Origin of the sequence: Pseudomonas nitroreducens NBRC 12694 (assembly GCF_002091755.1) — a bacterium.
Lineage (GTDB): Bacteria > Pseudomonadota > Gammaproteobacteria > Pseudomonadales > Pseudomonadaceae > Pseudomonas > Pseudomonas nitroreducens.
The window spans coordinates 823,876-847,814 of the sequence record NZ_BDAI01000001.1 but is presented as its reverse complement, the minus strand read 5'-3'; the positions used below and the strand labels follow the sequence as shown (position 1 = coordinate 847,814).

The 23,939-nt window shown below is 65.0% G+C and carries 19 protein-coding genes; 13 read left to right on the top strand and 6 right to left on the bottom strand.

What is annotated here, in order from left to right:
• Positions 1-34: 34 nt before the first annotated feature.
• From PNI01S_RS03980 to wecB, 5 genes are all read right to left on the bottom strand, one after another.
• Complete coding sequence (locus tag PNI01S_RS03980; protein ID WP_038803635.1) at positions 35-1,102, bottom strand: GGDEF domain-containing protein; 1,068 nt, start codon at positions 1,100-1,102, stop codon at positions 35-37.
• A gap of 96 nt (positions 1,103-1,198) precedes the next feature.
• Positions 1,199-2,074: a DUF4434 family protein gene (locus tag PNI01S_RS03975; RefSeq protein ID WP_084357462.1), complete on the bottom strand. Its 876-nt coding sequence runs from the start codon at positions 2,072-2,074 to the stop codon at positions 1,199-1,201.
• On the bottom strand, positions 2,074-5,259 hold the full coding sequence (locus tag PNI01S_RS03970) for an NfrA family protein (RefSeq protein WP_084357461.1): 3,186 nt from the start codon (positions 5,257-5,259) through the stop codon (positions 2,074-2,076). The genes PNI01S_RS03975 and PNI01S_RS03970 overlap by 1 nt, the downstream gene beginning before the upstream one ends.
• Positions 5,256-7,430, bottom strand: coding sequence for a cyclic di-3',5'-guanylate-activated glycosyltransferase NfrB (nfrB, locus tag PNI01S_RS03965; RefSeq protein WP_084357460.1), 2,175 nt, complete (start codon positions 7,428-7,430; stop codon positions 5,256-5,258). Before nfrB ends, PNI01S_RS03970 begins: the two co-directional genes overlap by 4 nt.
• Positions 7,427-8,581, bottom strand: coding sequence for a non-hydrolyzing UDP-N-acetylglucosamine 2-epimerase (gene wecB / locus PNI01S_RS03960; RefSeq protein WP_024764911.1), 1,155 nt, complete (start codon positions 8,579-8,581; stop codon positions 7,427-7,429). Before wecB ends, nfrB begins: the two co-directional genes overlap by 4 nt.
• 253 nt (positions 8,582-8,834) lie before the next feature.
• Between wecB and PNI01S_RS03955 the strand changes: the two genes are divergently transcribed.
• The 13 genes from PNI01S_RS03955 to PNI01S_RS03895 all read left to right on the top strand — a co-directional run bounded on the left by PNI01S_RS03955 (position 8,835) and on the right by PNI01S_RS03895 (position 22,108).
• A complete protein-coding gene (locus tag PNI01S_RS03955) occupies positions 8,835-9,686 on the top strand; it encodes a LysR family transcriptional regulator (RefSeq protein WP_024764912.1) in 852 nt (283 codons plus the stop codon).
• Positions 9,687-9,906: 220 nt separating this feature from the next.
• A complete protein-coding gene (gene flgB / locus PNI01S_RS03950) occupies positions 9,907-10,314 on the top strand; it encodes a flagellar basal body rod protein FlgB (RefSeq protein ID WP_024764913.1) in 408 nt (135 codons plus the stop codon).
• A 2-nt stretch (positions 10,315-10,316) separates the two neighbouring features.
• Positions 10,317-10,763, top strand: a complete 447-nt coding sequence (gene flgC, locus PNI01S_RS03945; protein WP_024764914.1) for a flagellar basal body rod protein FlgC — start codon at positions 10,317-10,319, stop codon at positions 10,761-10,763.
• 16 nt (positions 10,764-10,779) lie between these two features.
• Positions 10,780-11,478: a flagellar hook assembly protein FlgD gene (flgD, locus tag PNI01S_RS03940; protein WP_037007206.1), complete on the top strand. Its 699-nt coding sequence runs from the start codon at positions 10,780-10,782 to the stop codon at positions 11,476-11,478.
• Between the two features lie 27 nt (positions 11,479-11,505).
• The gene (gene flgE, locus PNI01S_RS03935; RefSeq protein ID WP_024764916.1) at positions 11,506-12,813 is read left to right on the top strand and encodes a flagellar hook protein FlgE; all 1,308 of its coding nucleotides are present in this window, start codon (positions 11,506-11,508) and stop codon (positions 12,811-12,813) included.
• 221 nt (positions 12,814-13,034) lie between these two features.
• Positions 13,035-13,778 carry a flagellar basal-body rod protein FlgF gene (gene flgF, locus PNI01S_RS03930; RefSeq protein WP_024764917.1) on the top strand — a complete coding sequence of 248 codons (744 nt, stop codon included), beginning with the start codon at positions 13,035-13,037 and terminating at the stop codon, positions 13,776-13,778.
• 56 nt (positions 13,779-13,834) lie between these two features.
• Entirely contained in the window at positions 13,835-14,620 is a 786-nt protein-coding gene (gene flgG / locus PNI01S_RS03925; protein WP_024764918.1) for a flagellar basal-body rod protein FlgG, read from the top strand.
• Between the two features lie 41 nt (positions 14,621-14,661).
• Positions 14,662-15,354, top strand: coding sequence for a flagellar basal body L-ring protein FlgH (gene flgH, locus PNI01S_RS03920; protein ID WP_037014602.1), 693 nt, complete (start codon positions 14,662-14,664; stop codon positions 15,352-15,354).
• Between the two features lie 101 nt (positions 15,355-15,455).
• The gene (locus PNI01S_RS03915; protein ID WP_235376402.1) at positions 15,456-16,511 is read left to right on the top strand and encodes a flagellar basal body P-ring protein FlgI; all 1,056 of its coding nucleotides are present in this window, start codon (positions 15,456-15,458) and stop codon (positions 16,509-16,511) included.
• A 10-nt stretch (positions 16,512-16,521) separates the two neighbouring features.
• Positions 16,522-17,769: a flagellar assembly peptidoglycan hydrolase FlgJ gene (gene flgJ, locus PNI01S_RS03910; RefSeq protein WP_084357459.1), complete on the top strand. Its 1,248-nt coding sequence runs from the start codon at positions 16,522-16,524 to the stop codon at positions 17,767-17,769.
• A 34-nt stretch (positions 17,770-17,803) separates the two neighbouring features.
• Positions 17,804-19,801 carry a flagellar hook-associated protein FlgK gene (flgK, locus tag PNI01S_RS03905; RefSeq protein WP_084357458.1) on the top strand — a complete coding sequence of 666 codons (1,998 nt, stop codon included), beginning with the start codon at positions 17,804-17,806 and terminating at the stop codon, positions 19,799-19,801.
• Between the two features lie 10 nt (positions 19,802-19,811).
• The gene (locus PNI01S_RS03900; protein ID WP_223186771.1) at positions 19,812-21,407 is read left to right on the top strand and encodes a flagellar hook-associated protein 3; all 1,596 of its coding nucleotides are present in this window, start codon (positions 19,812-19,814) and stop codon (positions 21,405-21,407) included.
• A 50-nt stretch (positions 21,408-21,457) separates the two neighbouring features.
• Entirely contained in the window at positions 21,458-22,108 is a 651-nt protein-coding gene (locus tag PNI01S_RS03895) for a class I SAM-dependent methyltransferase (protein ID WP_084357457.1), read from the top strand.
• Positions 22,109-22,339: 231 nt separating this feature from the next.
• On the opposite strand, the gene PNI01S_RS03890 is transcribed toward PNI01S_RS03895, so the two are convergent.
• Positions 22,340-23,926: a methyltransferase domain-containing protein gene (locus PNI01S_RS03890; protein WP_159457340.1), complete on the bottom strand. Its 1,587-nt coding sequence runs from the start codon at positions 23,924-23,926 to the stop codon at positions 22,340-22,342.
• Positions 23,927-23,939 lie beyond the last annotated feature (13 nt).

The following is a 23,939-nucleotide window of genomic DNA, read 5'->3' as shown; positions in this document are numbered from 1 at the left end:
CGCGGGCCTTTTTCGTTTCTGCACCGGTCATGCGTCAGGGCGAATAGGTCACCCGGTTACGACCATTGTGCTTGGCGCTGTATAGCGCCTGATCAGCCTTGATCAGCGCCTGGCTCAGGGTGCCGTCGGCGGTAACGTGGGCCAGGCCGAGGCTGATGGTGACGCTGGGAGTGCCGGGCAACTCGGCGGTGATGCGGCGCAATTGTTCGACCCGAGACTGCGCGTCCTCCGCGTTGATGCCCCACAGGTACAGACCGAACTCCTCGCCGCCCAGGCGGGCGAATTCGAAGTCGTGCATCTCGCTCTTGATGGCCCGCGCGACGCGAGTCAGCACTTCATCGCCGATGTCATGCCCGTAGGTGTCGTTGACGCGCTTGAAGTGGTCGATGTCGATCATCACCAGGTAACGCTGGTCGCCATCGTCTGCCAGGCGCTGTCCGACGCGGGTCATGAAGGAGCGGCGATTGGGGATGCCGGTGAGCACGTCGAGATAGGCCTGGTCCAGCAGCAGGCGGGCCATGGCGTAGTTGTAGAGCTTGGCCTTGCTCAGGTGGTTGAAGATGTAGATGGACAAGGCGCTGATGAATAGCGGGTAGCACACCAGCAGGCTGCGCCGCGCGTCGAAGTCCGGCACGTCGCCGAGCAGTGGATTGAGGAAGACCCAGGTCACCGTCATGACCGAATAGAAGGCGGGATTGTTCAGCGGCATGGCCGTTGCGCTGTAGAGCACAGTTGCCGCGGCGATCACCAGCCAGGTCTGGCGGACGGCCTCGGGAACGCCGTCGATCACCAGGCGGGCGCCCAGGCAGAAGACGAAGACGAAGGCCAGGTTGAGCCAGTAGAAATGCACGGCCTTGCGCACGAAGATGGTCAGGGCGGTGATGAGGAATAACGCCCCCAGAAAGGCCACCGAAACCCAGGTGAAGCCCTGGCCGGCCTGGAAGCTGACGATCAGGTCGAAGAGCAGCCACATGGCGATGCTGACGCCAAATACCAGCAGGCAGAAACCATGGAGTCGTTCGAAGTCGTGCTGGAGGAATTCGGCCCTGATCCCGGCCGGAACGCTTTGCTTGAGTACTTCGGATTCAATGGTCTTGAACATGAACCGCCCTGTGCGCGTGTGGGGTCGCTTGCGCGAGCATAGCTGAACTCACTATGCCCCGCGCACGGGCGCGGGGCATGTGTTTGGGCGGCTGTTTCAGGGCGTTGCGGAGCTGGCGGAGTGGGCGCGCTGGTTGTCCAGCAGCACCTTGCCCCAGGGCCGGTAGCGCACTTCGAACACGGCGCTGGCGTGGCAGCCGGTGGATGCGCTGGAGGGGGTGGCAGGCTCGGCGCGGAAGGTCTGGCCGGTGGGACTGGTCTGGCGGAAGGCTTCGCGGACGATGCCAACCGAGCAGGGTAGAGCGGCAGCGTAGGCCTGGCGTACTCGCTCGGGCAGCGCGCCGGTGCCGGCGCCGTCCTGCCACCAGACCTGTACGCCGAGGCCGGCGATCTCGCCCAGCCAGTTGCCGTATACCTGTGGTGCGAGCTTGCCGCCGGAGAATGCGCTCAGTTGCAGCGGGGCCTTCATCTGGCCGGCGAAGTCCTTGAGCTGGCGTTGCAGGGCTTGTCTGCGTTCGGCGGCCTGGAAGTGCCAGTCATCCAGCTCCATCGGCAGATACCAGCCGGCGACAGGGAGTTTCCATTGCTCGCTCACTTGCCGTTGCTGCGCCAGGGAACGGCCGAGCTGGTGTTGCCAGTAGGCCTCCAGACCGGGTGTGTCCAGTTCGCTCTGGCGCTGGTAGTAGGCCGGGTCCATGTACAGGCCGAGGACCAGTTGCAGGCCGTTGTCGTGGGCGCTTTGCAGGGCATGTGCGAGCCAGCCGGTGGCGCCGCCGAAGTCGGAGTCGCCATAGGCGGTCCATTGCACGATCAGCGTCTTCGCACCCTGGGCTGCACTGGCGCGCCAGATCTGTTGCCACTGCGCTTCGCTGAGTGCGGCATCGACATTCAGCGGTTGATAGAACAGTTGGTCGTCGGCGTGCGCTGCGACGGTGGAGAAGAGCAGGGCGAGGGCGTAAATCAGGCGGCGCATCAGAAGTTCACCTCGAGTCCCACCAGCCAGCCGTTGGCCTTTTCATAGAGATTGCCCGCCATGCCCAATTGGTACTCGGTGCGCACGGTGACGTGGGCGCGGTAGGCGTTGTAGCGGTCCTCGCCGTACCAGTACTGCCAGCGCAGGCCGACGCCGCTTCGCAGGTCCTGGCGCCAGTCGTTGCTGGGGTCCTGTGCGGAGAATTCGGCAAAGCCGTAGGGCATGATCGTCTGCGGCGAATCCACCGGCAGTTTCCAGGTGTGGCCCTGCTGGTAGCGCGAGACCCACTGGTGGTCGCCGGCGTGGGTCCACCAGGCGAAGTCGGTGTAGAGGAAGCGTTCGTCCCAGTCGCTCTCGTCCACGCGCCAGTCGTTGCGGTACTCGCCCTGGTCGAGGAAGGAAGCGGTGGCGCGCAGCAGGAAGTCGGTGCTGGTCTGACCGTACTTGTCGCGCTTGCGGATGTAGCGCTCGAACTTCTCCGGCGTGCCGATCTCGTGCCAGCGCAGACCGTCGAAGGCGTCCTCAGGATCGACGTCGTCGTTCACGGTGTTCTGCTTGTACAGCTCGCCGTAGAGGTTGAGGTTGTAGTCGCCGAAAGGCTTGTAGCGCAGGCCGAAGCCGGCCGCGAGGGTCTGGGTGTAGTTCTTGCGCCCTTCGTTGCCGGCGATCGCCCGGCCATATACCGAGAGGGTACTACCGTTGCGTGTCGGTTCCTCGCCCAGTGCGTGGTCCCAGATGAAGGTCTGCAGGTTCTGCGATTGGGCGCGCCGGCGGTCACCGGTCTGGGTGTCGCCGTTGAGGATCGGCACTGTGGTGACGCCCGCCGGCGACCAGGTACTGGCGATGGTCAGGTTGTCACGCTGGGACAACGTCTGATGCGCGCGGCGCTGACGGAAGCGACGAGCTTCGAGGCTGCCGTATTCGTCGTCGGCGGCCACCGGGTCCTGCTCCAGGTCGATGACCCGGCGCAGCTCGCGGCGGGCGGCGAAACTGTCTTCGGCCTCGTCGTAGCGCCAGGCGAGGGTTTCGCCCAGGCGGAAGTCCTCGGGGTAGTCGCGGGTGGCGCGCTCCAGGTAGGGGATCGCGGTACGGCGTTCTTCCGGCGTCTCGGTGCCGGCCAGGCGCATGCCGTAGTCGGCGCGGAAGCGCGGGTTGTTCGGCTCGCGGCGTACCGCCTCGGCGAGCCAGAGTTTGCTCTGCTGCTTGTCGCCGGCCTTCTGGGCGCTGCCGGCGGCATTGTAGTAGTGCTGGCCGTTGGGCTCGTGTTGCAGGGCCTCGCGGTGCCGGGTGAGTGCCAGGGGATAGTCGCCACGGGCGTCGGCGATGTTGGCGCCCAGTGCCCAATCGTCCGCGCTGCCTTTCTTCGCCTGCTGCCAGTAGCGCTCGGCGCCGGCATTGTCGTTGGTGAGCAGCGCGGCGCGGCTGGCGGTGAGGCGGGCATTGTCGTTGAGTTCGCTGGCGGGCAGGGCATTGAAGATGCGCAGGGCGCCGACCGGGTCGCCGGCGGCCTCCAGTGCATAGGCCAGCGGCAGCTGGCTGTCCTTGTCGCCGTGGGCGATGGCGGCCTGGTAGTAGACCACCGCTTCGCCGGGGCGCGCGGGCATGGCGCAGCGGCCCAGGGCGCGCAGGTCGCCGGGGGTGTTGGAATCCGGGCTCAGGTAGCGTTGCAGGGCATCGCAGCGCCCGGCTTCGGCCAGGCGACCGAGCAGGTAGCCGCGCGAGACCGGGTCTGCCTTGGGCAGCAGGGCTTCGATGCGGGCGACGTCCAGCGGTGTATCACTGCGCGCATGGATGCCGGCCAGGCGCTGCAGCAACGTGGGCGGCAGGTTGCCGCCGCGTCGGTCGTAGGCGCTTTCCAGCAGCTGCTTGGCGCGCTCGGTGCGCCCGGCGTTGAGCGCAAGGTAGCTGGCCTGGTCCAGCGCCTTGAGGTCGCCGGTCTGGCGGTAGCGCTGCTCCCACAGCGCGGCCGCTTCGCCGGTGCGGCCACGGGCCTGCAGCAGCTCGGCGCGCTGGCGCACGGTATCGGGTGTCTGAGGCTGGCGGGATAGCCAGGCCAGGGCCAGGTCGGTGCGCCCCTGGCGTCGCCAGGAGTCCACCAGTTGGTCGCGGCGGGCGGTGTCCCAGGGTTCGGGAAGCCGGGTGTTTTCCAGCAGGTCGGTGGCCTCCAGGCGTTGGGCCAGGACCAGCCAGGTCTTTGGATCGTCAGTGGGCTTGCACTGCTGCAGCTTCGTCAGTGCCGCTGCCTGGTCGTGACGCGACAACCATTCGGTGGTTTCCAGGCAGGGGCGGTTCTGCGCGTCGCTGAGTTGTGTAACCAGCGCTGCGTCGCTGCTGTCGCGTGCGACTTCCAGCAGCTGTGCCTGGCGCGTCGGGTCGCGGCGGTCCTGCTCGGGCAGGGTGAGCAGCCAGCGCTTGGCCACTTCGGTCTGCTCGACGGCGATGGCGCGGTCGATGATCGCCAGCCGTGCCCTGCGCGCCGAGTCGGCGTCAGGTGCCTGCTGGATCAGTTGCTCCAGCGGCTTTTCTTCCAGGCGCTGGGCGTAGGCGTTGGCCAGGCGTCGCCAGTCGTCGGCCGAAAGCTGGTGCGCGGCAGCCAGCGGTGCCAGTTGGGCGATGGTGGTGTCCCAGTCGCGCAGCTGTTCGGCCCAGTTGGCACGGGCCTCGCGCAGCACGCGGCCGTCGTTGCCGGGCGGCAGCGTGCCGAGCCAGTCCAGTGCCTTGGCCGCTCCCTGGGTCTGGCCGAGCTTGAGGCTGTAGGCTTGCCACAGGCGCACGCGCTCGTTGGCGTTACTGGTGTGAGCCAGCCACTGGTTGACCTGGGCTTCGGGCGGTGGGCCGTTTTCGATCAGGTCCAGGCGCAGCTCGGTGAGCGCCTGCGCACCGGCGTCGGTCCCGGCCAGGGCCTGGGCCTCCCTCTCGGCGTCGGCGTAGCGCTGTTGCTTGGCCAGGGACTGGATCAGCAGGGCACGCGCCTCGGTGTTGCTCGGCACGCGGTCGAGCAGGTGGCGCATAAGGCGTTCGACTTCCGCCCAGTTGTTCTTCTTCGCTTCCTTGTAGCCCTTGTCGAGAAAGGGATAGCTGCGGAAGCGCTGGAATTCGCTGAGCTGGTCGTCGGCGGCCTGCGCCAGCGGCGCGGCGATGCTCGCCAGGATGAGCCCGTAAAGCAGGGTTTGTTGCGGTTTCACACGGCCTCCCGGGCAATGCGATAGGCCTCGTGCTGTTCGCTGGCCTGTTCCTTGAGCGCTTCCTCGAGCACCTGCTGGGTGATCATGCCGCGCTTGATCAGGTGTTCGCCGAGCGAGTCCTGTTCCGGGTCGAAGTCGATGAGGGCCTGGTTGAACAGGCTGGGCGGGACCATGCCGCGTACCTGCAGCAAGGCACCGAACATCACCACGTGACCACAGAGACGCTCCATGAGGGATTCGTCGCCCTGGCGTCGCCGGAGCACCTCGACGATGGCCCGGGTTTCATCGGTCTGGTGGCGCCCGCCGTACCAGTGGCGCAGGCCGAGGGTGACACGGCCTTGTGGGGCCAGTCGGCCGCGTACCGGGCGCTTGAGCTGCCGGCTGATGGCACCGAGGGAGACCTGGCTGATCTGCTGTTCGCTGGCCAGGACCAGGGTTTCGCCCTCGACGGCCACCGGCAGCACGGCGTAGCGCAGGGCCAGCTTGCGCGGCAGGGTTTCGATCAGTTTTTCATCGAGGGTGAAGGGGTTGAGCGGCGCCCATTCCTCGCCCAGTTCCTCCGCCAGGGTTTCCACCAGTTGCGTGCTGGTGATCAGTTTGCGCAGCAGTAGCTCGCGGCCCAGCCGTCGGCGCACCGGGCTGGTCAGTGCCGATTGCAGCTGTTCTTCGCTGATCAGGCCTTTTTCCTTGAGGCGCTGGCCCAGCGGCGTGCGCTGCGGGCCGGCGAGGGCGGGAAATTCGTGGGTGGTCTTGTCCCAGGCGACGCGGCGCGAATCGCCCATCTCCATTACCTGCTTGAGCGCGCGCAGGTTGGCGAAGAAGTTGACGAAGTTGCTCCACATCATCCGCGGCGCCGACAGTAGTCCCTCGAAGATGCCGTAGAAGCGGGTGACGAACCAGAAGCGCTGGAACAGCCGGTTGAGGAGCATCAGGCCGTTGAGGAACAGCAGCACCACCAGCAATTGGCTACCTTCGAGGATCGACGGGAAGCGCCAGGCGTTGGGCGACAGGGTGGTGATCAGCCACATGGTGATCAGCACCAGGAACAGCAGGTTGACCAGGAAACTCAGCAGGTAGGCGATCAGCCCGCGGCGATCACGCCAGAGGAAGTAGTTGAGCATTCCCTTGCTGCTCCAGCCCAGGTTGCGCGTGCCCTGGAAGACGATGCCGGTGATCCACCGAGACTTCTGCCGAATGGCGTGCTGCCAGGTGCGCGGGAAGTGTTCGCGTACGCAGATGACCTGTGAGAAGCGCCGGTCCATGCCCGGCACCCAGGTGCTTTTCAGCGCCAGCTGCGGATCGGTGATGGAGTAGCGGGCGAAGATGCACTTCATGCCCTTCTGCTTGAGGCGGAAGCCGATGTCGTAGTCCTCGGTGAGACTCTGCACATCGAAGGCGATGCCGTCGCCGTCTTCCAGCAGCGCGGCGATGGCGCGGCGGCTGAAGCAGGTGCCGACACCGGCGCTGGGCACCTGGCCGGTCAGCGCTTCGCGCACCGGCACATCCTTGCCGTGGTTCTCGGCGAATTCGTCGACATAGTGGCCGGCGGTGAAGCCGCTCCATTCCGGGGCGTAGGGGTAGACCGGGATCTGGATCAGGTCCTTGGCCGGCAGCAGGTAGTTGAACAGGCGCAACTCCAGCGGCGAGATCACGTCCTCGGCGTCATGCAGGATGAAGCCGGCGAACTCGATGCGGGCATCGGCCTCGAAGCGCAGGATGGCGTCGATGATGTTGTTCAGGCAGTCGGCCTTGCTGGTGGGGCCGGGGCGCGCGCAGACCACCTTGTGCACGTTGGGGTAATGCAGGCATACCGCGTCCACGTCCGCCTGGGTCTGTGGGTCGTTGGGGTAGGTGCCGACGAAGATCTGGTAGTTCTCGTAGTCCAGCGTCGAGGCCGCCAGGCGCGCCATTTCGCCGACCACGCCGACTTCGTTCCAGGCCGGGACCATGATCGCCAGCGGCTTTTCCGGCGCGGCGAACAGGCGTTCCTCGTCGGCCCGATCGAAGCGGTTGTAGATGCGGAAGCGCCGCACCAGCACCCGGCCCCAGTACACCAGGTCGATGAACAGGTCATCCAGACCGAGCAGGAACATCAGCGCGGCCAGGATGATCGCCAGGTACTTCAGGGCATAGAGAACGTAAGTGAGGATATCGACCAGTTCGAGGCTCATTCGAACTCGCTACGCGTGCGTGATTCACCGAACCAGGACAGCAGCCGGGCGACGATCTTCTCGCTGGCGTGGCCGTCGCCGTAAGGGCTGAACACCCGGCTCATCTGTTCATAGACGTCGTCGTCGCGCAGCAGGTGGCTGGCTTCGCTGACGATGCGGCCGGTGTTGGTCCCCACCAGCACCACGGTGCCACCCTCCAGCACGGCAGGGCGCTCGGTGACGCGGCGCAGCACCAGCAGCGGTTTGCCCAGGGCCGGGGCTTCTTCCTGGATGCCGCCCGAGTCGGTGAGGATGATGTAGGCGCGGTCCATCAGCCAGACGAAGTGCTGGTAGTCCTGCGGGGCGATCAGGTGGATGTTCGGCTTGTCCGAGAGCAGGCCGTAGACGGCGTTCTGCACCTGCGGGTTGAGGTGCACCGGGTAGACGAAGTCCACGTCGGGGAAGCGCTGGCCGAGCTCGGCCAGGGCCAGGCAGATGCGCTCGAAGCCCTTGCCGAAGTTTTCCCGACGGTGGCCGGTGATCAAGACCAGACGACGGTCGCCGGTGAACTTGGCCAGGGGCGAATCGGCGGCGGGCTTCCAATCGGTCTCGTGCAGGTGCTCGCGCATCCACAGCAGGGCGTCGATCACCGTGTTGCCGGTGACCTCGATCTGGTCGATGTTCACCCCTTCGCGCAGCAGGTTGTCGCGCGCGGCCTTGGTCGGCGGGAAGTGCAGGTCGGCGATCACCGCGGTGAGGCGGCGGTTGGCCTCTTCCGGCCACGGCTGGTGGATATTGCCGGTGCGCAGCCCTGCCTCGACGTGGCCCACCGGGATCTGCCGGTGAAAGGCGGTGAGGGCGGCGATGAAGCTGGTGGTGGTATCGCCGTGGACCAGCACGATGTCGGGGCGATGACGGTCATAGCTGTCATCCAGTTTGCCCATCATCTGCAGGGACAGGCTGTTCAGTGTCTGGCCCTGGGTCATGACGTCGAGGTCTTCGTCGACCTCCAGTTCGAAGGAGTTCAGCACTTGCTGTAGCATTTCGCGATGCTGGCCGGTGGAGCAGATGCGCAGTTCGATTTCCGGGGTACGGCGAAGGACGCGGGCGAGCGGGGCCATCTTGATGGCTTCCGGACGGGTGCCGAAAACCATGGTGACTTTGTACTTCATCAATTGCTCCTTGGGCGCACCCTTGTGAGGCCGCCTTCGGGTTCCAGGTGGGATTTTTCCAAGGGCAATGAAAGTCGCTCAACTCCGGGCTGTCCAGCGCCAACTGGTGATGCCAGTGATACAGGTCAGGTACATTGACCTTTTAAGGGCTTTTGTCGCTCGGCTGAAGGCCGCGTCGCCAGTGGGCTGGCGCCGGTTTGCCGGCAGCGTTGAGAAAAACTGTTGATGAATTTTTCGAAGAGGTGGGTCGCCGATGCTCAGCGCTGAACTGAAGGCGTTTCACCGCGTTGCCAAGCTGGGCAGCATCACCCAGGCGGCGAAAAAGCTCGGCCTCAGCCAGCCAACGGTGACTACCCAGATCCGCCACCTGGAAAGCCAGTACGCGGTGGAGCTGTTCTATCGCGGCGGCCGGCGCCTGACCCTGAGCGACGAGGGCGCGCGCCTGCTGCCGATGGTCGAGGCGCTGCTGCAGCAGGAAGCCGACATCGAGTTCTACCTGCGCAACTGCGGGCAGATGCAGGGCGCCCTGCGTATCGGCGCCACCTCTCCTTATTATGTGCTCGGGCTGATAAAGGACTTCCGCGAGCGCTTCCCGCAGATAGAAGTGTCGGTGGAGATCGGTAACTCCCAGCAGGTGCTCGAATCGCTCATCGAATGCCGGGTCGACCTGGCCGCCTCTTCGCAACAGGTGGATGATGCGCGCCTGACCCGCGTGGTGCTGGGCAGCGATCCGCTGGTGCTGGCTGTGCACCGCAGCCATCCGCTGGCGGCCATGCAGTCGGTGAACCTCGGCGAACTGCGCCAGCATTGCCTGCTGATGCGCGAGGCGGGTTCGACCACTCGCCAACTGACCGAGGCAATGTTGCAGCAGGCCGGAGTGGTACCCGCCTCGGTGCTGGAAATCGGCAGCCGTGAATCGATTCGCGAGGCGGTGATCCGCAACCTGGGCGTGAGCATCATTGCCCGCCAGGAAGTACCGGATAACCCCCAGCTGTGTGTACTGGAGATCAAGGGCGCGAGCCTGATCGACGAGTACCTGTATTGCCTGAAGGATCGGCGGCAGGCACGGTTGCCGAGCGCGTTCCTGGCGTTGGCGCAAGCGTAGGAACCTTTCGCTGGAGTGAGCCGGCTTGTTGCCGCGGGATGCGTCGAGCGGCAACGGCGGGAGGCGGGCGGCAAGGAAATCGGTTGCCGCTTTGCCGCCTTTTGCCGCTCCTTGCCGCCCTTGCTGGCTACTCAAGCCATTGAATATCAAGGAAATAGACGTTTGGCACGCACCTTGCTGAAGTGTTGGCAAGCCCACACCGGCAAACAGGTTCGCGACCATGAGCATCAGCTTCGACAAAGCCCTCGGCATCCACCAGCAAGCACTGAGCTTCCGCTCCCAGCGCGCTGAAGTGCTGGCCAACAACCTGGCCAACGCCGACACGCCCAACTACAAGGCGCGTGACCTGGACTTCGCCTCGGTGCTCGCGGCGCAGTCCGACAAGCTGAAGAACGGCACCTTCAGCACCGCCCTGACCAACGCTCGTCACATCGAGGCAGATGGCCTGGCCATGGGTGACGAATCGCTGAAGTACCGCATTCCGAACCAGCCCTCGATCGACCAGAACACCGTGGATGCGCAGATCGAGCAGGCCAACTATGCGGAGAACTCCGTGCAGTTCCAGGCCTCCTTCACCTTCCTCAACAGCAAGTTCAAAGGGCTGATGAACGCCCTGCGCGGAGAGTAATCATGTCCCTCGCCAGTGTCTTCAACATCGCCGGTACCGGCATGAGTGCCCAGACTACCCGTCTGAACACCACCGCTTCGAACCTTGCCAACGCCGAGAGCGTGTCCTCGAGCATCGACCAGACCTACCGTGCCCGCCATCCGGTGTTCTCGGCGATGCTCAACCAGGCGCAGGGCGGCAGCGACCAGGGTTCGCTGTTCGGCGAGACCGACCAGGCGGGTTCGGGCGTGCAGGTGCTGGGCGTGGTCGAGGACCAGAGCCCGCTGGTGCCGCGCTACGAGCCGAACCACCCGGCTGCCGACAAGGACGGTTACGTCTACTACCCGAATGTGAACGTGGTGCAGGAAATGGCCGACATGATCTCCGCCAGCCGTTCCTTCCAGAGCAACGCGGAAATGATGAATACCGCCAAGCAGATGATGCAGAAGGTCCTGACCCTGGGTCAGTAAGCGCAGAGGACGCCCCATGAGCATCAATACCGACAACAGCACGAGCTCGATCCTGTCTTCGCTGAACGCAGGCTCCAAGAACTCGTCGTCCACCACCGAGACCGGCACCAGTGCGCTGGGCAAGGACTCGTTCCTGCAACTGCTGGTCACCCAGCTGAACAACCAGAACCCGCTGGACCCGCAGGACAACACCGAGTTCGTCTCCCAGCTGGCGCAGTTCAGCAGCCTGGAGAGCATGCAGAACCTCGACACCACCCTGGGGACCTTCTACTCCTCGTTCCAGTCCTCGCAGGCCCTGCAGGCCTCGTCGCTGGTCGGCCGCTCGGTGATCGTCAATTCCAGCAAGGTGCAGGTCGACGACCCGTCCGCTGGCGTCAAGGGTTCGCTGGTGATGCCGTCCAAAGGCGATGGCGTGACGCTGAAAATCTATGACGACTCCGGTGATCTGGTGCGTACCGTCGACATGGGCAGCCAGAAGGCCGGCAACATCGACTTCACCTGGGATGGCAAGGACGACGGTGGCGAGCTGGTGGGTGCCGGTACCTACACCGTCAAGGCCACCGCGACCCTGGACGGCACCAGCACCGCCCTGACCACTTACCTGCCGGCCACGGTCAACAGCGTCACGCTGGGCCAGAACGGTGGGGAAATGACCCTGAACCTGGCGGGCATCGGCGCCGTTTCCGCCTCCAGCATTCAGACCATCGGAAAATAACGCCGCGTTTCGGCACAGGAGCAACACATGTCTTTCAACACCGCCCTGAGTGGACTCAACGCCGCGTCGATGGACCTGAACGTCACCGGCAACAACATCGCCAACGTCGGCACCACCGGCTTCAAGTCGTCGCGTACCGAGTTCGCCGACCTCTATGCCTCCTCGATGCTCGGCACCGGCCGCATCGCCGTGGGTAACGGGGTGGTCACCCAGTCCGTCTCGCAGCAGTTCACCCAGGGCAACCTGAGCACCACCGGGCGCAGCCTGGACCTGGCGGTGAGCGGCAACGGCTTCTTCATGACCAGCGACAACGGCAGCCGCGTCTATACCCGCAACGGTACCTTCAACACCGACGCCAGCGGTTATATCGTCGATGGCTCGGGCAACCGCCTGCAGGGCTACGGCGTCAACGCCAACGGCAACATCGTCAATGGCGTGATCACCGACCTGAAGGTCGATACCGCCAACCAGCCGCCGAGCCCGACTTCGAAGATCACCTCGACCCTGAGCCTGAACTCCAACGCCACCACGCCCAAGACCACGCCGTTCGATGCCACCGACTCGGACAGCTACAACTGGTCGACCTCCGTGGACATCTACGACTCCCAGGGCAACTCGCACACCATGACGAACTACTTCGTCAAGGACGCCGCCAACAACTGGAGCATGTACACCCTGGTCGACGGCCGTAACCCGCAGACGCCGACCAGCACTACGCCGCTGAGCAGCGACATCACCTTCAATAGCGCCGGCCAACTGACGGGCATCACCTCCACCGGCATGACCGTCAACGCCGACAAGACCATGACCCTGACGGGCTGGACGCCGGCAGCTGTCACCGACTCCACCACCAGCCCGGTGACCTGGGGCGCCAACGGTGCGGCGGGGGCGACCGGCGGCATCAGCATCGACCTGACCAAGACCACCCAGACCAACGGCTCCTTCGCCGTGACCGCGGTGACCCAGGACGGCTACGCCACCGGCCAGATGTCCGGCCTGTCGTTCGCCGAGGACGGCCAGATGTACGCCACCTACACCAACGGCCAGTCCAAGGTGATCGGCCAGGTGATTCTGGCCAACTTTGCCAACACTCAGGGTCTGACCCCGGTCGGCAATACCGGCTGGAAGCAGTCGCTGGCCTCGGGCGAGGCAGTGATCGGCACGCCGACCTCCGGCACCCTCGGCTCGGTGGGCTCGGGCACGCTGGAGGAATCCAACGTCGACCTGACGGCGCAGCTGGTGAACCTGATCGTCGCCCAGCGCAACTACCAGGCGAACGCCAAGACCGTACAGACCGAGAGCACCATTTCCGACACCATCATCAACCTGCGTTGATGAGGTCTGCCGGCAACAACGCTCTCCGTCGGCAAATCGTCCTTTGCCGCAGGCGGCAGTCCTTCGCCGCCTGACGCTCATCGAGGCTCCTTCGGGAGCCTTTGTTTTTTGATAAATCCTTCTCTGTCAGCGTCTTGCACTTTTTTTCAGCGTTCTGGCACAACCCTTGCTGAAGTCCCTCCAGCACCGCCGGGAATCCGACCCGGCACTGGAGGAATGCCTTGGACAGAATGCTGTATGTCGCCATGAGCGGAGCGAGCCAGAACACCCTGGCTATGCAGGCTCACGCCAACAACCTGGCGAACATTTCCACGAGCGGTTTTCGTCGCGACTTCGAACAGGCGCGCGCGATGCCGGTCTTCGGTGACAGCTTTCCGGCGCGCGTCTACGCCATGAGCGAGCGCCCGGCCACCGACTTCACCGCCGGCGCCCTGCAGGAAACCGGTCGTGACCTCGATGTCGCCGCCAAGGGCGACGCTTGGATCGCCGTGCAGGCGCCCGACGGCGGCGAAGCCTACGTGCGCACGGGCAGCCTGGAAATCGACGCCCTCGGCCAGCTGCGCACCGGCAATGGCATGCCAGTGATCGGCAATGGCGGGCCGATTGCCGTGCCGCCGGAAGAGAAGATCGAGATAGGCGACGACGGCACCATCACCGTCCGCGGTCTGGGCAACCAGCCCAATGCGCTGGCCACCGTCGACCGCATCAAGCTGGTCACTCCTGATCCCAAGCAGTTGGAGAAGGGCGCCGATGGCCTTATCCGCCTGAAGGCCGGGCAGCCCGCGCCGCAGGCCGATGCCAACGCCAGCCTGCAGTCCGGCGTGCTGGAAGCCAGCAACGTCAACGCCGTCGAAGAGATGACCTCGATCCTGGCGCTGTCCCGCCAGTTCGAGCTGCACGTGAAGATGATGCGCACCGCCGAGGATGACTCCCAGGCCATGGCGCGTGTTCTGCAATTCAGCTGATAACACCTGATTACCCGTTCGAGGCGCCATGAATCCGGCGCCCGAGGAGAGAAAACATGCTTCCGGCACTTTGGGTCAGCAAGACCGGTCTGTCCGCCCAGGACATGAACCTGACGACCATCTCGAACAACCTGGCGAACGTGTCCACCACGGGCTTCAAGCGTGACCGCGCGGAGTTCCAGGACCTGCTCTACCAGATCAAGCGGCAGCCCGGCGCCAACACTACCCAGGACAACCAGCTGCCCTCGGGCCTGCAACTGGGTACCGGTGTGCGCATCGTCGGCACCCAGAAGAACTTCACCGCCGGCAGCCTGCAGACCACCGACAACCCGCTGGACATGGCCATCAACGGCCGTGGCTTCCTGCAGGTGCTGACCCCGGACGGCACCGTCGCGTACACCCGTGACGGCAGCTTCCACCTGAACTCCGACGGGCAGATCGTCACCTCCAACGGCAACGCCCTGGAGCCGGCCATTGTCGTCCCGGCGGAAACCCAGACCTTCACCGTCGGCAACGACGGCACCGTCTCGGTCACCGTCGCCGGCAACGCCACGCCGCAGATCATCGGCAATATCCAGACCGCCGACTTCATCAACCCGGCGGGCCTGCAGGCCACCGGCAACAACCTGTTCCTGGAGACCGCCGCCAGCGGCGCGCCGCAGGTTGGCACTCCCGGCCTGAACGGCCTGGGCACCGTGCTGCAGAACACCCTGGAGAACTCCAACGTCAGCGTGGTGGAGGAGATGGTGAACATGATCACCACCCAGCGCGCCTACGAGATGAACTCCAAGGTGATCTCCACCGCGGACCAGATGCTCTCGTTCGTGACGCAAAACCTGTAAGTCCTGATCCCGTAGTCGCTCTCCCCGAGAGGTAGCTGTAGATGAACCGTTCCCACCTCCTTCCGCTGCTGGCCATCGCCGCGTTGGCAGGGTGCGTGAGCCCGCCGCCCAAGCCGGACGACCCCTATTACGCGCCGGTGCTGCCGCGCACGCCCGCGCCGGCTGCGCAGAACAACGGGTCGATCTACCAGGCCGGGTTCGAGAACAACCTCTACGGCGACCGCAAGGCCTTCCGCGTGGGTGACATCATCACCATCACCCTCAACGAGAAGACCCAGGCGAGCAAGAAGGCCAGTTCGGACATCTCCAAGGACAGCAAGAACAAGCTCGGCCTGACTTCGATGTTCGGCAGCAGCCTGACCACCAACAACCCGGTGGGCAGCGGTGACCTGAGCCTCTCCGCCGAGTATTCGGGCAACCGCGAGAGCAAGGGCGACAGCCAGGCCGGGCAGAGCAACAGCCTGACCGGCTCGATCACCGTTACCGTCGCCGACGTCATGCCCAACGGCATCATCGCCGTGCGCGGCGAAAAGTGGATGACCCTGAACACCGGCAACGAGCTGGTGCGCATCGCCGGCCTGGTCCGCGCCGACGACATCGCCACCGACAACACCGTACCGTCCACCCGCGTGGCCGACGCGCGCATCACCTACTCGGGCACCGGTGCGTTCGCCGATGCGAGCCAGCCGGGCTGGTTCGATCGCTTCTTCCTCAGCCCGCTGTTCCCGTTCTGAGGATGATGAGCATGGCCTTCTCTGGAAAAACGCTGGTGGCGATTGCGGGCCGAGTCCGCTCCTACGTTCTGGTGGCGTTCTGTGCGTTGCTGGCGGTGCCGATGGCACAGGCCGAACGGCTGAAAGACATCGCCACCATCCAGGGCGTGCGCAACAACCAGCTGATCGGCTACGGCCTGGTCGTCGGCCTCAATGGCACGGGCGACCAGACCACCCAGACGCCCTTCACCCTGCAGACCTTCAACAACATGCTGGCGCAGTTCGGCATCAAGGTCCCGGCCGGTTCGGGCAACGTGCAGTTGAAGAACGTCGCGGCGGTGTCCATCCATGCCGACTTGCCGCCGTTCGCCAAGCCGGGCCAGGCCATCGACGTCACCGTCTCCTCCATCGGCAACGCCAAGAGCCTGCGTGGCGGCAGCCTGCTGATGACCCAGCTCAAGGGTATCGACGGCCAGACCTACGCGATCGCCCAGGGCAACCTCGTGGTCGGTGGCTTCGATGCCGAGGGCCGCGATGGCTCCAAGATCACCGTCAACGTGCCGTCGGCCGGCCGCATCCCGGCGGGCGCCACGGTTGAACGTGCCGTGCCGAGCGGCTTCGACCAGGGCAACAGCCTGACCCTGAACCTCAACCGCCCGGACTTCACCACCGCCAAGCACATCGTCGACCGCATCAACGAACTGCTCGGCCCGGGCGTCGCCCAGGCAGTGGACGGCGGCTCGGTGCGCGTGAGCGCGCCGCTGGATCCGAACCAGCGCGTGGACTACATGTCGGTGCTGGAAAACCTCGACGTGCAGGCCGGCGAAGCGGTGGCCAAGGTCATCATCAACTCGCGGACCGGCACCATCGTGATCGGCCAGAACGTGCGCGTGTCGCCGGCTGCCGTGACCCACGGCAGCCTGACCGTGACCATCACCGAAGACCCCATCGTCAGCCAGCCCGGCCCGTTCTCCAACGGCCAGACCGCCGTGGTCCCGCGTTCGCGGGTGAACGCCGACCAGGAAGCCAAGCCGATGTTCAAGTTCGGCCCGGGCACCACGCTGGATGAAATCGTCCGCGCCGTTAACCAGGTGGGCGCCGCGCCCAGCGACCTGATGGCGATCCTCGAAGCCCTGAAACAGGCCGGCGCACTGCAAGCCGACCTGATCGTGATCTGAGGACGCCGACGTGGACGCCAGACTGCTTTCCTCCCGCACTTCCAGCACCGACAGCGGGTCCTACACCGACCTCAATCGCCTGTCGGCGATGAAGACCGGTTCGGCCCGCGACAGCGCCGGCAACATCCGCAAGGTCGCTCAGGAATTCGAATCGCTGTTCATGAACGAGATGCTCAAGTCCATGCGCTCGGCCAACGAAGTGTTCGCCAAGGACAACCCGATGAACAGCGAGGCCTCCAAGCAGTACCAGGACATGTACGACCACCAGCTGTCGGTGTCGCTGGCCACCCAGGGCCATGGCATCGGCCTGGCCGACGTGCTGGTCAAGCAGATGGAAAAGATGCGGGGCGTGCGCCACACCGGCAACAACCCGTTCGCCCAGGCAGGCGCCCAGGCCGCTGCCGACGCGACGCCGAGCGCGACGGCCACCGCAGCCGCCTCCGACCGCCAGAAAGCCCGCAGCCTGTGGTCGTCCAACGGCAAGGAGCTGCCCCAGCCCGAAGCCGGCCGCGATGATCGCCAGGCCCTGAATTCGCGTCGCCTGGCCCTGCCGGGCAAGCTCGCCCAGCGCATCGCCGCCGGTATCGTGCCGGGCGCCGACAGCGGCAACGCCGTGGCTTCCAGCGCCGGCCAGCCGGCGCAGCTGGCCAGCAACGACTGGCGTGGCAACCGCGCCTACACGCAGCAGATCGACACCCGCGTGCCGGTCGCAGACGTCGACACCTCGGCCATCTCCACCAAGCCGGGCAAGTCGATGTTCGCCTCCGCCGACGACTTCATCAGCACCATGCTGCCCATGGCCGAGCGCGCCGCCAAGCGCATTGGCGTCGACCCGCGCTACCTGGTGGCCCAGGCCGCGCTGGAAACCGGCTGGGGCAAGAAGATGATCGCCCAGCGCGACGGCAGCAGCAGCCACAACCTGTTCGGCATCAAGAGCGGCTCCAGCTGGAAGGGCGATTCCGCCCGCGCCACCACGACCGAATTCGAGAACGGCAAGCAGGTCCGGGAGGTGGCGTCGTTCCGCGCCTACAACTCCTTCGAGCAGAGCTTCCAGGATTACGTGAGCTTCCTGCAGAACAACGACCGCTACCAGGGCGCGCTGGATTCCGCCGCGCGCCCGGATCAATTCATGAAGGAGTTGCAACGCGCCGGCTACGCCACCGACCCGCAGTACGCACGGAAGGTGAACCAGATCGCCAAGCAGATGCAGGTCTACCAGACCGTGGCGATGGCCGACGCCCCGACCCGCGCCCTTTGATGCCCACCTCAAGGGAACGCTCTAAGGAAAGCCCATGAGCCTACTATCCATCGGACTGTCCGGACTCAATGCCTCGCAAGCGGCACTGAGCACCACCGGCAACAACATCACCAACGTCAACACGGCCGGCTACACCCGCCAGTCGACGTCGCAGGTGACCTCTGCCGAGCAGTTCGCCGGGCAGTACTACGTCGGCACCGGCACCACGGTGCAGGACGTGCGCAGGATGTACAGCGAGTTCCTGGCCAACCAGTTGCGCGGCGCCACCTCGGTGGACAGCGATGCGCAGACCTACCTGTCCCAGGTCAACCAGATCGACTCGCTGCTGTCCGACAGCACCACCGGCCTGTCCAAGGTCATGCAGAATTTCTTCGCCTCGCTGCAGACCGCCTCGGCCACGCCGACCGACGCCGCCTCGCGCCAGCTGGTGTTGACCCAGGCCAACAACCTGGCGCAGCGCTTCAATTCGATTTCCACCCAGCTGGGCACCCAGAACAGCTACGTCAACACCCAGATGGACAGCCTGGCCGGGCAGGTCACCGACCTGGCCAAGACCATCGCCCAGTACAACCAGGCGATCATTGCCGCCGAGGCCGGCGGCGCCAGCGCCAACGACCTGCAGGACAAGCGCGACCAGGCGGTGCTGCAGCTCTCGGGCATGATCGGCGTCAGCGTGGTCAAGCAGGGCAGCAGCCTCAACCTTTACCTGGGCTCCGGGCAGCCGCTGGTGGTGGGCGCCAATTCCTCCACCCTGACTGCCGGGCCGAGCGCCAACAACCCGTCGCAGTTCAGCCTGAGCCTGAGCTCCGGCAGCTCGACCATGGACGTCACCTCGGTGGTCACCGGCGGCCAGATGGGCGGCCTGCTGCGCTACCGCAGCGATGTGCTCGACACGACCCAGAACGAACTCGGGCGCATGGCCATCGTCCTCGCCGACACCTTCAACAGCCAGCTGGCCCAGGGCCTGGACCTGAACGGCAATTTCGGCGCGCAGCTGTTCAAGGACATCAACGATGCCAGCGTGATCGGCAACCGTAGCCTGGCCAACACCCATAACACCGGTACCGGCAACCTCAACGTCAACATCACCGACAGCGGCGCGCTGACCACCAGTGACTACGAGGTGACCTTCACCTCTGCCACCGGCTACACCATCAAGCGTTCCTCCGATGGCACGGTGCTGGGCAGCGGTGACCTGACCGACAACCCGCCGAAGGAATTCGACGGCTTCAGCATCAGCCAGCAGAGCGTCGGCACGGTGCAGGCTGGCGACCGCTTCACCGTGATCCCGACCCGCACCGCCGCAGCGGGCATCTCGGTCACCATGACCGACTCCAACCGCCTGGCCTTCGCCTCGGCGGTGACCGCCAGCACCACCACCGGCAACATCGGTAGCGGCACCATCAGCGGCACCAGCCTGACCTCGCAGCTGGACTCGACCAACAGCGCGGCCATGTCGGCGGCAATCAAGGCTGGCCTGCCGGTCAAGCTGGTGTTCGACGCCGCCAGCGGCGGCACCCAGGGCTATACCATCTACGACTCGGCCGGCAATCCGCTGGGCACCGGCAACATCGTGCCGGGGCAGAGTAACGACCTCAGCATTACCGTGCCGGGCACGCCGTCGTTCACCTTCGAGACCACCATCGCCGGCTATCCGGGGCAGGGCGACAGCTTCTCCGTGGCCTTCAACAGCGACGGCGACGCCGACAACACCAACGCGCAGAAGCTGATCGACCTGCAGAGTGCCAAGACCGTTGGCAGCGGCACCGGCAGTGGTAGCGGCATGAGCCTGACCGGCGCATACAGCAGCCTGACGGAGACCGTCGGCGCCACCGCCAACCAGGCCAAGCTCGACGCCACCGCCACCGAGGCGGTGCTGACCCAGGCACAAGGCACGCGCGATTCGCTGTCGGCGGTGAACCTCGATGAGGAAGCGGCCAACCTGGTCAAGTTCCAGCAGTACTACACGGCCTCCGCGCAGGTCATCAAGACCGCGCAGACGCTCTTCGACACTTTGATCAACAACATCTGAGGAGGCCGAAATGGTAGTGCGAATTTCCACCCCGCAGATCTTCAACTCCAACATCGACAACTACAACCGCGGCTACGCGACCCTGTCCAAGCTGCAGGAGCAGATCTCCAGCGGCACGCGCATCCAGACGCCCGCCGACGACCCCGTCGGCGCCGCGCGTCTGCTGCAACTGGAACAGCAGCAGGCGCTGCTGACCCAGTACAGCGGCAACATGACCAGCGCGACCAACAGCCTGAACCAGGAACAGAGCGTCCTCGACTCCATCACCACTGCCTTGCAGCGCGCCCGTGAACTGACGCTGCGCGCCGGCGACGGCTCGATGACCGACGAAGACCGCGGCGCCATCAGCGATGAACTGGGCGCCATCCAGAACCAGCTGCTGACCCTGATGAACAGCAAGGACGCCGGCGGCAATTACCTGTTCTCCGGCAGCAAGAGCACCGTGCAGCCCTTCGTGCAGAATGCCGACGGCAGCTTCAGCTACCAGGGCGACCAGAGCACGCTCAAGCTGCAGATCTCCGACAGCCTGCAGATGTCGACCAACGACAATGGCTGGAGCATCTTCGAGATGGCCGCCAATGCCAGTCGCACCATCAGCTCGGTGACCAGCAACCCGAACACCGACGGCACCCAGCGCGTGTTCCTCTCCCAGGGCACCGTCACCAGTGACAGCCAGTACAACGCCAGCTTCCGTGACGGCGCGCCGTACACCCTGAAAGTGCTCAGCGGCACGCAGTACCAGATCCTCGACAAGAATGGCAACGACGTCACCAGCGAGGCCACTACCAACGGTACCTACGACGCCACGTCCACCGACAGCAACGCCATTAACTTCCGCGGCTCGCAGTTCCAGCTGGACGTCTCGTTGCAGAAGACCGACGACGCCACCGCCATGGACAGCCTGGTCGGCGGCTACAGCTTCAGCTTCGGCACCGCGTCGGACAGCCTGTCGATCAAGCGCAACGCCACCAACACTTCGACCGCGCAGATCACCTCGGCCACGGTGAGCAACAACACCGCTTATACCACGCAATTCCCCAACAGCGGTGTGCAGCTCAAATTCACCAGCGCCACCGCCTACGAGGTCTACGCGCTGCCCACCAGCCAGGGCGCCACGCCGCTGTCCACCGGCACGCTGGGCGCGACCTTCCCGCAGACGGTGACCGTCGCCGGCGTGGACATGAGCATCAGCGCGGCCCCCGCAGCCGGAGACCAGTTCAGCGTCACCGCCAGCTCGCCGGAGCGGCAGAACATCCTCAACACCATCGGCGACCTGCGCAAGGCGCTGGATACCTCGACGGCCGGCGACCCGCAGGCGCAGCTGAACATCCGCAACATGGTGGCCACTGCACTCACCAATCTGGACAAGGCGAGCGACCAGGTGCTCGCGACCCAGTCGTCGATCGGCGCACGGCTCAACACCATCGACGTGCTGACCCAGGAAAACCAGAGCCTGGCCCTGACCAATACCACGACCCAATCCTCGATCCGCGACACCGACATGGCCGCGGCGACGTCGCAACTGGTGTTGCAGCAGACCATGCTCGAAGCGGCCCAGGCCGCGTTTGCGCGGATCAGCCAGCTCAGCCTGTTCAACAAACTCTGATTCATCCGGCCCGCCGGTAAAGGCGGGCACTCACTTCGGAAGACACGCACATGGGCGATATCGACTTCAGTTCCAAGGGCCGCCAGTTGATCGAGATGTACGGGCAGATGGCCCGCGAAGGCTACGACCGCAGCGATGCGCAGCACGTCGAGGTGGCTTTCAGCGACTTCGAGTTGCGCCCATTCCGCCCGCAGATCCGCGAGATTCTGCAGGGGCACCGCATCCGCAATGTTCTGGACTACGGCTGCGGCGGTTCGGACTGGACCATGCCCGGCTTCGACGACAATGGCCAGTCGGCGGTGCAGTACTTCAACCTAGAGGCCGCCTACCGCTATGAGCCGGCGCGCGGCATCGACGAGCGCCGGAAAGTCGACTGCGTGGTGTCCTTCGACGTGCTCGAGCACATCTTCGTCGCCGACGTGCCGAAGGTCCTGCGCGACATCTACTCCTGTGCCGACCGCCTGGTGATCCTCAACGTTGCCTGCTACCCAGCGGCGGCGCTGTTGCCCAATGGCGAGAACGCCCATATCACTGTGCGCCAGCCGCTGTGGTGGAAGGGCATGGTCGATTGCATCACGCCTGAATTCCCCAACGTGACCACCTGCCTGATCTGCTCCACCGCCTGGCGCCAGGCCACCGGTTTCCCGCAATGGAGCGGCAACGGCTGGCAGGCCAGCGAGACGTTCGTCATCGCCAACTGATGGGCTACTGATCGACAAGAGAAAGCCTCCCTTGCGGAGGCTTTTTCATATCAGTGTGAGCGGCTCCGGCAGGAGAGATGGGACGCCTGGCCCTTATCCGCGAAATCCTTCGCGGAGGATTGCTGATCCTTCGGCAGACCCGAGCTCGCCGCATTCCCTCCGGTAGGAGCAAGCCCAAAGGCCAAAGAAAAAGCCCGGCAAACGCCGGGCTTTTTTTATTGCAGCGATGAGTCAGTCCAGTCGCTTGAACACGCAGAAGCCACGGTGGTGGACCTTGTCGTCCAACAGTTGGCCCTGGTACAGCAGGAAGAAGCCCTGCTCGTAGAAGTGCCGCACGTTGGCGAAGAACTTGGTGTCGTTCATCTTCAGGTCGTTGCTCTCGATGACCACGATGCCGCCGGGCTTGAGCAGGTTTTTCAGGTCGGCAACATAGTCGGGCATCGGCTTGCCGATCCACACGTGCACGGCGAAGGAGAAGATCACGTCGAACAGCTCCGGTTCGCTGGCGCGCAGGTCTTCATAGGTGCAGGTGCGGAATTCGCAGTTCTTCACCCCATGGTATTGCGCCAGACGTTCGGCGATACGGATCAGCGAGTCGTTGTTGTCAAAGCCCAGGTAGCTGCCGACTTTCTGTGCCACCTCGATACCGAAGCAGCCGATGTTGCAGCCGATGTCCAGCACACGGTCGGTGGGCGAGAGCCATTTTTCCAGCGCATAGCGCTCCATGCGGAACAGCGTCGGACGGGCACCGGGCAGGTCCCAGCCTTCGTGGCCCTGGTACAGCTCCTTGTTGGCGCCGAATACCTGGGACTGCGAGAAGAAGTTCTCGTGCACGTCCAGCTTGCAGTCGCGCCATTGGCTGTCTTCCGGCGCGGCGTCGGGGCTGCGCAGGTAGCAGAGCACGTCGTTGCCATCCACCAGGTTGAGCTGTTCGCGCAGGTTGTGCTCGGCCCAGACTTCCAGCACATCCGGCGAGGAAGGCACGGCGGCGCGGCGGATCAGCACCGGCGCATGGCGGCCTTCGAACTGCAGGAAGCCTTGGTAGTAGAAATAGCCCATGCGGATATAGGGCACGTGCTCGTACGGCGCGGGGTAAACGATACCGTTGCCGGACTCGAAGAACAGCGGGGCGATCTTCTGCACCAGGTCCTTCGGATCGAACAGCGCCTGCAGGTTCAGGGTACCGGCCTCTATGCGCTGCCAGCCGGTGACCGCCAGTAGATCGTCGCGCTGGCTCGAGTTGTTCTCCATGATCGCCTTGGCGCCGGGCGGGCCACCGGCAGTGGCCGCATGACTGGAGCGGGCGAAAACCCGCGCCTTGCCGAAGAAGCTGCTGGCCTCGGCCTGGCGCATGCCCTGGAGCATCTCCAACTGCGCCAGCAGGTCGGCGGTGTCGGCACGCTTCTCGTAGGTGGAGAGGCTGGCCAGCCAGTGGTAGGCCTCTTCCAGGTGACCCTGGAATAACGCCAGGGTGGCCAGGGTGTTGCGCGCTTCGAAGTCTTCCGCGTCCAGCTGCACGGCCAGGTGCAGATAGGGGTGGGCTTCGTCGTAGCGATGCAGGCGAACCAGCAGGCGGCCGAGCAGGCTGTTCACCGCGGCGTTGTCCGGCACGTTCTGCTGGACGTGCAGCAGATGCTCGAATGCCTCCTCGTTGTTCTGGTCAAGCTCACCCAGGGCGATAGCCAGGCTCAGGCGCACCGGCAGGTCGGCTGGGTAGTCGTCGTGCAGCCCGCGGAAAGCCGCGACGGCAGCTTCCCGCTGACCGCTGCGTTGCAGTTGCTGGGCCTGGGCAATGCGGGCTTCAAGAGTTTGGGACACTGGGTTTCTCCTC